The following is a 12,882-nucleotide window of genomic DNA, read 5'->3' as shown; positions in this document are numbered from 1 at the left end:
TAAAGCTTTAGGATTCCTTGATCAATCATCAATTTTTTAATATCTGTCGGATGATATCTTATGCACCAGCATATTCAGGAAATCTCCAACCGGTCAGGGTATAACCGCAGTACCTCTTATCAATATTTTACTGACATTTACGAATTGCTGGACGCTGTTGAAAGTAACTTGCTCCTTGACATCAAAACAGAACTTGCCGATAAAGAGCTGTCTATGCATTCGGTTCAGGATGCGCTCTCTTGTCTGGACAAAAATGACATCCCCATGGAGCAATACCTGAACATTCCGCAAAACCATGCCTTATCGCTGTACTTCATTGAGTTCTATCTGACGACGACCCTTTCTTTATTTCGTCTTTGGCTCCAAAGAGATAAGGATCTACCCCCAGAAGAATTCATCAAGTTAGCGGAGAATTTATATTCAAGAGGGGTATCGGCTTATACTGATGAAGGATTCTGATCTTCGAATGAGGACAGGAAGACCTCCATGGATTCACTGATATCAACCTCCATCCGCTCCGCCAGAATAATTAGCCACCAGATACACTCGCTAAGCTTATGTTGCAGCTCAGACCGGGTGTCGCCGCCTTTAGGCCAACGCTTCTGCTCAGACATCGTCAACCGGCCCACTAACCCGGCATCTGTCAAAAAAGCAAGCGCATCCTCTTCCACACTCCACTGTGTCCCGTGATGCTGCTGCTCCAGTCTGTGATAGCATTCTCTTATAACGAGGGAACGCTCAACAATCTCATTGAAGCTCAGGCTCTTCTTCATTTCTTCCACTTGATCAAGTCCCTCCTTTTCAAATGACTAGAAAACAATAGCATGCCTAACATGACTACATTCTGTCATATTAAAATGAAATAAATGAATTGCTGAACGCAAAAACAGGTTCTTATATCACTTAAATAAGTGACACAAGAACCTGTGTTGATGTTACCTATGATGCGGTCAAGAGGACTCGAACCTCCACGATATTGCTACCACTGGCACCTGAAGCCAGCGCGTCTGCCAATTCCGCCATGACCGCATATTCAGTTGACTTGCTTTCGCAGTCACAAGATAGATCTTACCATGCCTGAATTATGGAGTCAAGTTTATTTTATTGTAAATTGCTATCCATAAATTGCAAGTAAAATATTGCTTTTATTTGCGGATTCGGTGTATAATGAGAACAAAGGTTCGCATACTATAAATGAGGTGATTTATAATGGCGATTACCAAGAGACACCCCCTAACTACACCAACCATCCCTGAGAATATAACCAAAGATGAATTGTCCCTGGTCAGAAGCTATCTGCTGCTAACATTTATTCATAAAGTATTTGAACGGGACTGCCGTGCCATCGGCAAGAGCGGTCTGTTCAAGACTCCCCAGCTCTACATGGAGCTGGTATCCAGCGCTACCAAGAAGACATCCCTGATGCTGCAGGAGGTTACCCGCGAGCTTACCGTGAGCCAGCTCAAGATCAGCACTGTGCGCCAGGATCAGCGCGGAGTTACCGCCGAGTATAACTGCCGGGGCTATGTTGGCGAGATCCATATTCTATGGCCCGGCTTCCGTAATGAAATGATGCAGCGTATGCGTGCCTACCTCGGACTGGGTGCCGAGCTTGCCTCCGTCCTTCCCCGGGAAGAACAAGCCGAACAGTTGGCGATGTCCATCTAAGCCGCACCTTGTAATGGATTGTACTGCTGACATAAGAGCCTCGTCCTATTCTGGACGAGGCTCTTGGTGTGGGTGCAGATCAATATATGATACGTTGGTGGTGAGCGGCTATTCCAGACTTTATAGTCTGGAATACTGGGGACCTATACTCGGTTTTTCGATTACATCTGGCCCAGGTGCCTCCACGCGAGCCATTGTAATCGGTTTTTCGATTACATTTGGCCCTGGTACCTCCACACGACCCATTGTAATCGGTTTTTCGATTACATTTGGCCCTGGTACCTCCGCACGAGCCATTGTAATCGGTTTTTCGATTACATTTGGTCCAGGTACCTCCACACGACCCATTGTAATCGGTTTTTCAATTACATTTGGCCCTGGTACCTCCGCACGAGCCATTGTAATCGGTTTTTCGATTACATTTGGCCCTGGTGCCTCCACGCGAGCCATTGTAATCGGTTTTTCGATTACATTTGGTCCAGGTACCTCCACACGACCCATTGTAATCGGTTTTTCGATTACATTTGGTCCAGGTAGCTCCACGCGAGCAATTGTAATCGGTTTTTCGATTATATTTGATCCAGCTTCCTTCGCGCGAGCAATTGTAATCGGTTTTTCGCATACATTTGGCACAAACGGCAACCCGGTCCCTTCCTGCCGTTCACCAGTTCGACGCCCGTCCTTACTTTAGAACCTTCTCCAGCTGCTTCGATCCTGCCTCCGGGAACAGCTTAGCCGTATGCTCCATAATCCGCTCCCTGGATGACACTGGCTGATCATTGTAACGCGAAGTCACATAGTCTGTTCCAAATACATGCTCGCTCACGGCATACCGCCCGATTCCCCAGCCGTAAGGACGGCCATGCTTGTCCTGCTTATACTCGAATTTGCTGGCTGTAATGTAGGTCTGCATCTGGAGCAGCGTCATGGCTGTGTCGAAGCCTTTCGCACCTTTGGCCGCGAAGCCGGACAGCCCTTTAAGATCACTGGAGAGCAGCCCCGCCTCATGCTCCAGCAACACATCCATGATTCGTTTGCTGGCCATAGAGGCCAGTCCGTCATCATATCTGGCATCGAAATCATAACCGTCCCGGCGGTAATTCGCGAAGTCCGGGTACCATTCTCTGCTGATGAACCCGGCCTTCTTGTTAAAGAGCTTCGCATAAGCGATCTCGCCCCCAGCCGCAATCTCCTCGCGCCACTCCCACGGCCCTTCTACACCCTTCACGAACCAGTAGCCTGCAGGAGTGCATTCCTCCAGAGAGAAGCCTGCGATCTCGCAGCGAAACATGGGCAGGTAACCGATCTCCCGCACCAGCGCGGCCAGTTCCCCGGCATTTTTAATTATAGGCAGCTTCATCGTTGTCCTCCAGGCTGATAGGTCCAGCCTTCGTCTCCATGGTAGATCATCTGCTTGCTCATTCCGCCATCGATTGTAATATTCTCGCCCGTTATGAATCCCGCAGCCTCACTGCACAAGAACAGCACCATGCCTGCGATATCCGCCGGAGTTCCTACCCTTCCCGCAGGATGCTGCAGCCGATCCGGCTCTGTATGAACCGGCTCTGCCGATTCCTCTGTACCGTGATAAGTGGTGGTATCAATCCAACCCGGGCTGATTGCATTAACCCGCACTTTGCCGCTAAGACTTACACTAAGGGCGTGGGTCAATGCGCCGATCCCGCCTTTGGCCGCTGTATAGCTCTCGGTATCCGGCTGAGACATCCGCTCCCGGCTGGAGGAGATATTCACAATAGAGGCTCCTTGGGCAAAATGCGGCTTAAGCCGCAGCGTCAGGTAATAAGGCGCCGTCACTCCGATCCGCTGCACATACTCGAAATCCTCATAGCTGCATTCTGATTGCAGCCCTTTACGGCTGATACAGGCATTGTTAATCAGGTAATCCACCTGTCCGTGGCGGCTGATTACCTGTGAGATGAAATCATCCAGCACCGGCTGTTCCGCAATGTCTCCCTGATAAAAGAACAGACGCTCTCTTCCATACTTGGCCTCCAGCCAGCGTCCGGCAGCAAGATCCGTATCGATGCAGGCAACCACTGCTCCGGCCTTCAGTAATTCCTCGGTGAGGCAGCGTCCGATTCCGCCTGCACCTCCGGTAACGATCGAAATTTTATTGTGATGGCTCATCTTGACCTCCATTCTCCGCTCATTCCGGGGTATAGGCTTCCGGTCTCGGCTCGCTCACCGGCTGATACAGGTATCTCCGGTCCAGCTTCACCACATGCTTGTTCGGACGCCGGATCATCACCTGGGTCTCGTCCCAGGCCAGCACGATTCCCCGGATATCATTGCTCGCCAGCCCGTCGCGTACAACTCTTATCCGCTCACCGGAAATCCGGTAGGCATCCAGTTGTTCATCACTTATCATAGTATTCTTACTCCCCTCTCTGTGCTTAGCTTGTCCAATTTAACTCTGAATCCGGTCATGAAAAAGACCCAAATGAGAATCATCCGGGTCTAGTTATCTTTCAAAAGCAATCTGTATGTCTTATGAAGTTCCTATATCAGCGCTTCATTCTTCTCAAACCAGAAGTCAAGAACTTTAGCGGACATCACACGTTGTTCCAGATATTCGACCTGATGCTCTGTGAATGTCTGTCTCCAGCTATACGACAGTTCTTCACACAAACTTGTGATTGTCAAAAGCTCTGACCAAGCAACATAACGTTTGTACCAGAAAAACTGAGGATGTTCGATCATATAGGGATACAAATCGTCGAACTCCGTGTGTTTGCAATCCAGCGCACGTTCGAAGTGATCCTTAGCCTCGGTTAGTTTATCAATAAAAAATTGCTCTGTCACCGGTTCATTCCCCATTGTGACGCCTCCTCTCTCATGTCTAATTTTTATTATAAAGGAAAACTTATAGGGTGAAAAGCAGATGTTTCAAAAATAGGCTGTGTTCCTGTTATTGTCACTTCAGCCTTATCCAAAAACAATCGTCCCGTCATTAAGAGAGGTGATATCAACAAGAGACTCCAGACGGATTCCCTGTTCCCGGATCGTGCGGGCACCGGCCTGGAAGCTTTTTTCGACCACTACGCCAAGGCCCACCAGCTCGGCACCTGAACGCTGGATAATCTTAATCAGGCCGCGCGCCGCGTCGCCATTGGCGATAATATCATCGATGAAGAGGATTTTGTCATCCTCCGAGATGAACTGGCGGGACAGCATAATGTCCGTAACAATCCCTTTGGTAAAAGATGGAACCCGTTCACACAGAGCGTCGGGATCAGCCAGCAGCGTTTTTTTGCGCCGGGCAAACACCAGCGGCACCTTCATCTCATAAGCGGTGGCAAATGCCACGGCAATCCCCGAGGATTCCACAGTCACTACGCGAGTAACTCCAGCCTCAGCAAATCTGCGGGCAAATTCCCGTCCCATTTCCATCGTCAGCATCGGATCGACCTGGTGGTTGAGCAGTCCGTCCAGCTTCAGCACCTGATCCGAGACGACAATCCCTTCCTCCAATATCCGCTGTTTCAATAATTCCATCATTGTAAACCTCCATTACACTTAATAGACGTTCCACCGAAATCGCACCTGTTCGTCCAGGCGGAAGTCATGTCCCTCTGTTCCTCATCATAACCTGTACTATGCGGACTACACAAGGCTATATCCTTGCAGGCCCCGCAATTGTAAACTTCGCAGCATTCATAAGGAGGCTAAGCATGAAGTCACATCTCCGCACATTACAGATCGCTTTCACTTATATTGGCACCATTGTCGGCGCCGGATTCGCTACCGGCCAGGAAATCCTCCGTTTTTTCACCAGATACGGCCACTGGGCGCTGCTGACGATTCTATTCTCTGCCGCTCTCTTTATCTGGCTGGGCACCAAAATGATGATCATCGCCCGGAAAATCTCTGCGGACTCGTATGAGGATTTCAACCGCCACCTGTTCGGAGCCAAGGCCGGGACCATCATCAGCCTGTTTACCATGATTATTCTGATCGGGGTGAACAGCATCATGCTGGCAGGCGCCGGGGCGATCTTCAAGGAGCATCTCGGCCTTCCCTATCAGGCGGGGCTGCTTCTGACTATCCTCGGATCTTACTTGCTGCTGAAGCGCGGTATTTCCGGCATTCTGCAGATCAACAGCCTGGTGGTGCCCCTGATGCTTACTTTGTCGCTGATCCTTGTCTGTAATACGCTGGGCGTTCCGGGAGCCGAACGCTTCCTCTTCCTGCCCACCGATTACAGCAGTATCAACGCATGGATCTCCCCGCTGCTCTATACCTCGTTCAACCTTGGCATGGCCCAGGCGGTGCTGGTTCCGCTGGCCCGTCATACGAATGACGAACGTGCGCTGGTGCGCGGCGGGATTCTGGGCGGAGCGGGCATCGGGTTCATGCTGCTGGCGGCCCATTTTGCCATGAGCTCGCAGATGCCGGGCATCCTGCAGTTTGAGATTCCGATGGGAAGCATCGCCATCCGGCTGGGTCCGGTGGTGCAGATGGTCTTCTTGCTGCTGATCTTCATGGAAATCTTCAGCACCTTCGTCGCCGGTATCTACGGGGTAAGCGTACAGCTCCAGCAGCGGCTCCCGGTCGCCCCCGCGCTTGTCGCCCCGCTGCTGATGCTAATCTGCTATGTGTTCAGCCAGTTCGGCTTCAGCTCGCTGCTGGGCATCTTCTACCCGATCTTCGGCGCGCTGTGTCTGATATGGGTGGTCATGCTGGTGCGCTCCCCCATGTCCCCGCCGCCAGGGCAGGGCAAGCCGCCCGCAGGAGGAGCGGGCGGCAAGAAGCAGGGGATTACGATTGTCAGCATCAAGCCTGCGATCCGCACTACACGGAAATAACTGCTGCGGCAGGAATGCTGCCCGCCACAGCTTCGGCGACATGACGGTGGCAGGTCATCATGACGATCTGCCGGGAAGAAGACAGCTCGCCAAGCAGAGCCAGAGCCGCATGAAGCCGGTATTCATCGAAGTTAACGAACAGATCATCGAAGAACAGCGGCAGATTCACCTTGCTGCTCATCGTTTCTGCCAGTGCCAGCCGGATCGCCAGATACAGCTGCTCCGCGGTTCCCCGGCTGAGCAGCCCGCTGTCCAGCAGTCCGGCATCCTTATGTTCAGCCTTCAGCTCCTTATGCCCCAGCGTCATCACAATCCGGCGGTATTCCCCGTGCGTGAGCTTCGAGAAATACACGGAGGCCAGCTGCAGCACCTGAGGCTGCTTCTCCTGCTCATAGATCCGGCGTGTCCTGCCCATCAGCTCGGCCGCCAGCGCCGTTACCGCATATCGCCCGGCCAGATTACGCAGTGCCGCCCGCTGTTCCTCCAGTTGCTGGAGTGCAGTATCTTCCTTGCCGCGCTTCGTCAATGCTTCCCGTTCCTGCAGCAGCTTACCGCGCTGCTCAAGCAGTGCGCTGCGTTCCTCTTCAAGCTCGGCCGCCGCTTCTTCCGTGGCCTGACGCTCCTGCGCAAGCCGCCCGGCGTCCAGATGCTCCAGCAGACTCAGCAGCTCTGCCCGGCCTTCGTCATCCCATCCGCTGAACATTGCCAGCTCCGCTTGACGCACGGACCGCGTAACCTCTATCCGCCTCAGCCACGCAGAGGAACGGCGCAGGAACTGCTCGCCGTCCTCAGCACCGCCTTCCTCCAGCAGCTTCGAGCAGCGCAGGTTCAATTCCGCCTGCTCCCTGTGATTCGCTGCCAGCTCCTCCCGGAGTTCAGCTAGCCGCGCCTCCACACTCTCTGTGCGCAGCAGCTCAGCCTTCAGCTGATCCCACTCCCGCTTCCGCAGCTCCAGCCAGGTTAATAGGGCGGCTGGTATGGGGTGGCGGGGAGCAGCTGGAGTTGCGGGTGGATGCTGGGCGGTAGGATTGGTGGCGGGTAGCCGGTGCTGATCAGTGGGCTCGGTAGCGGGTAGCTGGTGATGATCAGTAAGCGGAGTAGCGGGTAGTGATTGCTGCTCAGTAGGCTCGGTGGCGGGTAGCCGGTGCTGCTCAGTAGACTCGGTAGGTGATGACGTCTGATAAGCAGATGAATCGCTAGCAGATAGCTGCTGGTGATGATCAGTAAGCGGAGTAGCGGGTAGCCGGTGCTGATAAGTAAGCGGAGCAGCGGGTAGTGATTGCTGCTCAGTAGGCTCGGTAGCGGGTAGCTGGTGCTGATCAGTAGGCTCGTTAGCGGGTAGCTGGTGCTGATCAGTAAGCGGAGCAGCGGGTAGTGATTGCTGCTCAGTAGGCTCGTTAGCGGGTAGCTGGTGCTGATCAGTAAGCGGAGCAGCCGGTAGCGATTGCTGGACAGCTACAAAGGAAATGGAGTTTACCCGTCCGGTCTCCGCAGCTGCAAGCAGCTTCATCCCTTCCTGCTCATATAGTGCACATTCCGCCGCCAGTCCGCTTAGCCGCGCAGACCATTTGGCCTCCTGGCGCAGCAGCTCATGGCCCTGCTCTGCCAGGGCGAAAATATCCGGCAGGCTGTCCGGGGACAGCCCTTCGGGGAGTCTCCGCTGACGCAGCCAATCTTCGTAGCGCGCCGCCAGCTCTGTGAAGCGGGCCTCCGCTTCCTCCAGTTCGCCTGTCAGCACCTGTTCCTGTCCGCTTAGCCGCTCAAGCTCCGTCCGGCAGGCCTCGGCCTCAGCCGCCTGCCGGTCTACGCGCTGGCGCCAGGTGCCCCAGGCCTCCATCAGCCGGCGCAGCTCGCGCATCCCGGCCTCCAGCCCGCCTGCGTCAGGGCTGGACGCCTTGCCGCTCTCCCGCTCCGCACCGGAGAGCAGCAGTCCGCGCAGCCGCAGCATCTCCGCTGCGGCCTTGCCCGCCTCCCCGCCGCCCGGCTCCGGCGGGGCAACCGCCGCCCCCGCTGCGCGCAGGGCGGCCCAGAGCCACAGGTCCGCTGCGGCCAGCAGGCCGAGCGCGGACCATACGCTGACCGGCGGTGCGCCGGTCAGCCACAGCGCAGGCGGCAGCAGCAGCGTAAGCGCTGCGCCCGCCTGCAGGAAACGCCGGTAGCGTGCCGCCCGGCGCCCGTTCGCGCCGGGGCGGCTGCCCCCGGCGGAGCCCTGGTGGCGCGGGGCTGACGCGCCGCCTTCCGGGCCGAGCTGCGCTTCGCGCCAGCGCTCGGCGGCCTGCTGCAGCTCGTCCCAGAGCTGCACCAGTTCACGCGGGCTGCGCGCAGCCAGGCCCGCGAAGTCCGCTGCGCCGCTGGCGTGCTCCTGCGCCAGCAGGCGCTCGGCCGCCTGCAGCGCAGCAGCGGCGGCGGCCTTGCGGGCGCGGAGGCTCAGCAGCTCCGCGCCCCGGGTCTCCATTTGCCGGTCATATCCGGCAAAGGAGGCGGCATAACGCCGCGCGGCCTCCCGGTCCGCGGCGGACGGGGTGAAGCCCGCAAGCTCTGCGGGATCCCAGCCTGCGCCAATGCTGCGCAGCAGGCGCTCCATCTGCTCCCGCAGAGCCGTCAGCTCCGCGGTAAGCCGCTGTTGCTCCGCCCGCTTGTCCTCATAGCTGCTGCGGCTGCGGTCCAGCGCTTCGAGCTCAGGCCCCTGCTCCGCAAGCAGAGGGTCGGGCGGATTCGCCTCAAGCTCTGCGGTAAGCTCCGCCGTCAGCCGCTCCAGCCGGAACGCCGCCCCCTGCAAGCTGCGCAGATCGGCTTCCAGCGACCTCCAGCGCTCCGCCCCGTTATCCGGGAACGACGCAATCACGGGAAGCTCCTCCAGCTCCAGCCGGCCTTCGCTCCATTTCAGCCACAGCTCCCGGATGTCCTGCGCCTTGCACAGCTTCATCAGCCTTGCTCCGGCGAGCTCGCGGTCCAGCTTCATCTGCTCCAGCTGCTGCTCCGCAGCTTCCAGAGCCAGGGTGTTCCCGTTATATCTCGGTAGATAGGAGCGGCTCTCCGTTACCTCCTGCTCCAGCTTCCCGATAGACTGCAGAATCCTGGCCGCCTCCTGGACCTTGCCGCGCGGCTTGTAGAGCTTCTCGGCCTCCTGAACCAGACGCTTCTCTGCCCGCATAATCTCTCCGCCGCCGCCCATCCCGGCATGGAACAGGTAGCTGCTCATTTCCCCGGACTGCAAGGCACCCAGCTCCTGCAGCTCGTCAAGCGAGACAGCGAACAGCTGGCGGAACATACTCCGGGAGATGCCGCCAAGCAGACGCCGCTCCAGCTCCGACTGATTCAGCTCCTCCGTACGGCCATCCGGATGGCTGAGTGCAATATGCAGCTTCTCTGCACGGCCCGGCCCCGCGCCGCCGGATGCATACCGGCGGATAGTCCATAATGCGCCGGACTCATCCTTTGCTTCCAGCACCCCGCCGTGCGTCCCTCCTTGCAGCGGCTCGTACCGTTCAGCCGGATTCCCCCGGCCGGGGATGCCGTACAGCATAGCACGGATGAACTGCAGGGTCGTGCTTTTACCCGCCTCGTTGCGTCCGAACAGAACCGTGACCCCTTCATTCAGTCCGATCTCCCGCTGAGCCAGCCTTCCGTAGCCATCTATCCGCAATGAATCGATCTTCATTCCTCTACCTCCCGGCCTTGCTGTCCATCGCCATCTCCTGCATCCCCAGCAGAATACGCCTTGCCTTCTTCCGCAGCATTCAGCGGCGTCCCGCCGGACTCTTCCAGTCCGCTCAGCAATGTGATTCCCAGCTCTGCTGCACCTCTCAGCCATTCCTGCTTCTCTTCGGCGCCTACGGATAATAGCAGCCTGCGCAGCTCCTGATTCTCCATCATCGGTCTCAGCGCAGTAGCGACCAGCTCGTCCAATTCTGCGGCATTCCCGTTACTGCGCCCGGCAAGCCGCAGCATTTCACCCAGGAAGCTGTCCTCCAGAAGCAAGTGCTCACGGTCAACCGCAAGTCCCGTTTCGATGGAGAAGCCTTCCGTCCAGACCAAGCCCGCATATTCCTTGCACACCGCGCGCACCGTTTCCCGCCGCTGCAGCTCGGTGAGCAGATCATCCGCCGCCCCCTTCTCAGCCAGCACCTTATGTATATCGCCCCGTCCGGTCAGGCGGAACCTGACCACAGACATCATCTGCGGGGTCTCGCTGCGGATATCCTCCACTGCATTCTCTACAGCGAGGGTCCACTCGGCCTCGTCAGTGAGCCCATCTATAGAGAGCTCACGGACCTGCCAGCGCACACTGTCCAGTTCATGGAAATCCAGCCGGACTCCCCCCTCTGCACTGACATCAACCGTATAGCAGCCCTTGGGCCCGGTCTCCTTAATGCTTCTTCCTTGAATATTGCCCGGATAGACGATAGGCGGATGCTCATGCAGAATACTCCGCTTATGAATATGCCCGAGCGCCCAATAGTCATAGCCCCTGCCGATCAGATCCTTCCGGGTGCACGGGGAGTACGTCTCATGCTGGAGATCCCCGTCCACATTGCCATGCAGCAGGGCGATGTGGAACAGACTGCTGCCCGGCTGGCGGCTGAAGCGCAGAGCTGTATTCTCTGTCACTTTGGAGGTCGGGTAGGAGATGCCGCTAACCACAGCTACCTCCCGTCCGTCTTCCCTGCGGCGGGCGGTCACGCGCTCCGGCTCACTCCCGCCGAATACCGTAACATGGGCAGGCGGTGCCGAACTAAGGCGCGGGCCGTCCAGCGGATCATGGTTACCGTGGATCAGGAATACCTGAATCCCGTGGCGTCCAAGTTCCTCCAGGGCCTCCCGGAACCGGAGCTGCCCCTGAAGTGAAGCATCCGCGACATCGTAGACGTCGCCGCTAATGACCACGAAATCCACCTTTTGCAGGGTGGCTACGCCAACAAGCCGCCCGAGGGCGGCGAAGGTGGACTCCCGGAGATAGGAGCGGATATCCTGCGGGAGATGGGCCAGACCGGCGAACCGGCTGTCCAGATGCAGATCCGCCGCATGCAGGAAACGAAAAGGAATCATAGCCTCACCCCTTCATTCCCGGCTGGAACTGTAGATAGGTTTTCTTCAGTTCATTGGCTACACGTGTCAGAGAATAGAGGCTCTTGGCTTTATCCCAAGCCGAGCGCGACAGCTCATAGCGGTAGCCGGGGTCAGTGATTACTTTTTCCAGAGCATCTGCCAGTCCCAGTTCATCATCCGGATTCACCAGCAGCCCGTTCACCCCGTCCTCAATCTGCTCGGGAATGCCGCCCACATTCGTCCCGACCAGCGCCAGACAGCTCAGCGCAGCCTCGGCAAATACCGAACCGAACGCCTCCGCCCGCGAAGGCAATACAAAGATATCGAAGAACGGCATGAATTCCTCAGGATGCAGCGTATAGCCGTAAAAAATAGTCTCATTATATATACCCAGCTCCTGCGCAAGCTTCTCCAGCTCCGCCCGGCTCGGTCCGTCACCGATAATATGCAGCACATATTCATGCCCCCGCTTCTTCAGCTCGGCACAGGCCTTGAACAGAATATCGATGCCTTTGGCCGGCACCAGACGGGTAACTGTGACCAGCTGCGGAATGTCATTCTCGTGCGGGACAGGCTTGAACCGCTTCTCGTCGAATCCGTTCGGGATCACTCCGATGCTGTCCGGCTGGTCAATATAAGGAGTCACATAATCGGCAAAAGCACGCGAAACCGTCATCAGCCGGTCACTCACATGCTCCAGCTCCCGGTAAATCGCGACCAGGAACTGATGCTCAAGCCCCCCCTCCCGGATCACCCCATTCAGAATTAATTCACGCTCATAGCTGGAGTGCAGCGTCTGAATCAAGGGAACGTCAGGATAAATTCTCTTCATGGCCAGCCCGGCAATCGGGTGATGGGCATGGATCAGGTCATAATTTTTACTCATCCGCAGCTTAGTCCACCAGATGTAATCCCGGTAGGTCTGAATGTATTTTTGCACAACAGGACTTTCGCCGTACAGTGTCCAGTCGAAGGTCTCGAAGACGATGTCTTCACGCCCCTTGCCACGGATGCGCTTAGGCAGCCAGAACAAATCCATCTCCCAGCGGCTGGACCGGAAGCGTTCCTGGAGATAAGGGATCATAGAAGATACACCACCGGGCTGCTCCGGCGGGAAGAATAGCGCTTGCAGCAAGTTCATATAGGTACATCTCCCTTTACAATTGCCCTATTTACGGTGAACACCGGCAATTATGATATAGTTGTGTATATGTACAATTACAATTTCGGGTGCTGCTACAGTTATAGGTACAGGTACGCTAAGGTTCCATATCTTAATTTTATCGGTATCCACCAGAAACAGCAACTAAGATGACAGCTTTACTTATCTTGAACTTGG

12 protein-coding genes and 1 tRNA gene are annotated in these 12,882 nt (G+C 56.3%); 3 read left to right on the top strand and 10 right to left on the bottom strand.

Features of this window, described 5'->3' with window-relative positions; translation table 11 throughout:
- The first annotated feature begins 60 nt into the window (after window positions 1-60).
- Window positions 61-459, top strand: coding sequence for a hypothetical protein (locus NYE26_RS09870; protein WP_339255408.1), 399 nt, complete (start codon window positions 61-63; stop codon window positions 457-459).
- On the opposite strand, the gene NYE26_RS09865 is transcribed toward NYE26_RS09870, so the two are convergent.
- Window positions 438-773, bottom strand: a complete 336-nt coding sequence (locus NYE26_RS09865; RefSeq protein WP_339257427.1) for a MazG-like protein — start codon at window positions 771-773, stop codon at window positions 438-440. The two genes, NYE26_RS09870 and NYE26_RS09865, sit on opposite strands and share 22 nt — an antisense overlap.
- Window positions 774-945: 172 nt before the next feature.
- Window positions 946-1,029, bottom strand: a tRNA-Leu gene (locus NYE26_RS09860).
- 180 nt (window positions 1,030-1,209) lie between these two features.
- Here NYE26_RS09860 and NYE26_RS09855 point away from each other — a divergent pair.
- Window positions 1,210-1,668: a hypothetical protein gene (locus NYE26_RS09855; RefSeq protein WP_076078472.1), complete on the top strand. Its 459-nt coding sequence runs from the start codon at window positions 1,210-1,212 to the stop codon at window positions 1,666-1,668.
- A gap of 682 nt (window positions 1,669-2,350) precedes the next feature.
- On the opposite strand, the gene NYE26_RS09850 is transcribed toward NYE26_RS09855, so the two are convergent.
- From NYE26_RS09850 to NYE26_RS09830, 5 genes are all read right to left on the bottom strand, one after another.
- A complete protein-coding gene (locus NYE26_RS09850) occupies window positions 2,351-3,028 on the bottom strand; it encodes a hypothetical protein (RefSeq protein WP_339255405.1) in 678 nt (225 codons plus the stop codon).
- Window positions 3,025-3,816: an SDR family oxidoreductase gene (locus NYE26_RS09845; RefSeq protein WP_339255403.1), complete on the bottom strand. Its 792-nt coding sequence runs from the start codon at window positions 3,814-3,816 to the stop codon at window positions 3,025-3,027. Before NYE26_RS09845 ends, NYE26_RS09850 begins: the two co-directional genes overlap by 4 nt.
- A 19-nt stretch (window positions 3,817-3,835) precedes the next feature.
- Entirely contained in the window at window positions 3,836-4,057 is a 222-nt protein-coding gene (locus tag NYE26_RS09840; protein WP_036725081.1) for a hypothetical protein, read from the bottom strand.
- Window positions 4,058-4,188: 131 nt separating this feature from the next.
- Window positions 4,189-4,506 carry a hypothetical protein gene (locus NYE26_RS09835; protein ID WP_036725087.1) on the bottom strand — a complete coding sequence of 106 codons (318 nt, stop codon included), beginning with the start codon at window positions 4,504-4,506 and terminating at the stop codon, window positions 4,189-4,191.
- A 108-nt stretch (window positions 4,507-4,614) separates the two neighbouring features.
- Entirely contained in the window at window positions 4,615-5,184 is a 570-nt protein-coding gene (locus NYE26_RS09830; RefSeq protein WP_209877970.1) for a xanthine phosphoribosyltransferase, read from the bottom strand.
- A 176-nt stretch (window positions 5,185-5,360) separates the two neighbouring features.
- On the opposite strand from NYE26_RS09830, the gene NYE26_RS09825 reads away from it, so the two are divergent.
- Entirely contained in the window at window positions 5,361-6,494 is a 1,134-nt protein-coding gene (locus tag NYE26_RS09825) for a hypothetical protein (protein WP_339255401.1), read from the top strand.
- Here the strand turns inward: NYE26_RS09825 and NYE26_RS09820 are convergent.
- The 3 genes from NYE26_RS09820 to NYE26_RS09810 are packed head-to-tail and all read right to left on the bottom strand — an operon-like array spanning window position 6,481 to window position 12,684.
- Window positions 6,481-10,155 carry an AAA family ATPase gene (locus NYE26_RS09820; protein ID WP_339255399.1) on the bottom strand — a complete coding sequence of 1,225 codons (3,675 nt, stop codon included), beginning with the start codon at window positions 10,153-10,155 and terminating at the stop codon, window positions 6,481-6,483. The two genes, NYE26_RS09825 and NYE26_RS09820, sit on opposite strands and share 14 nt — an antisense overlap.
- On the bottom strand, window positions 10,152-11,543 hold the full coding sequence (locus tag NYE26_RS09815; RefSeq protein WP_339255397.1) for a DNA repair exonuclease: 1,392 nt from the start codon (window positions 11,541-11,543) through the stop codon (window positions 10,152-10,154). The genes NYE26_RS09820 and NYE26_RS09815 overlap by 4 nt, the downstream gene beginning before the upstream one ends.
- Before the next feature lie 4 nt (window positions 11,544-11,547).
- The gene (locus NYE26_RS09810; RefSeq protein ID WP_339255395.1) at window positions 11,548-12,684 is read right to left on the bottom strand and encodes a glycosyltransferase family 4 protein; all 1,137 of its coding nucleotides are present in this window, start codon (window positions 12,682-12,684) and stop codon (window positions 11,548-11,550) included.
- Between the last annotated feature and the right edge of the window lie 198 nt (window positions 12,685-12,882).

The sequence above is a fragment of the Paenibacillus sp. FSL P2-0136 genome (genome assembly GCF_037975325.1).
GTDB lineage: Bacteria > Bacillota > Bacilli > Paenibacillales > Paenibacillaceae > Paenibacillus_AQ > Paenibacillus_AQ silagei.
Note: the sequence above shows the minus strand (reverse complement) of the source record. Positions and strands in the feature narration are given on the sequence as shown.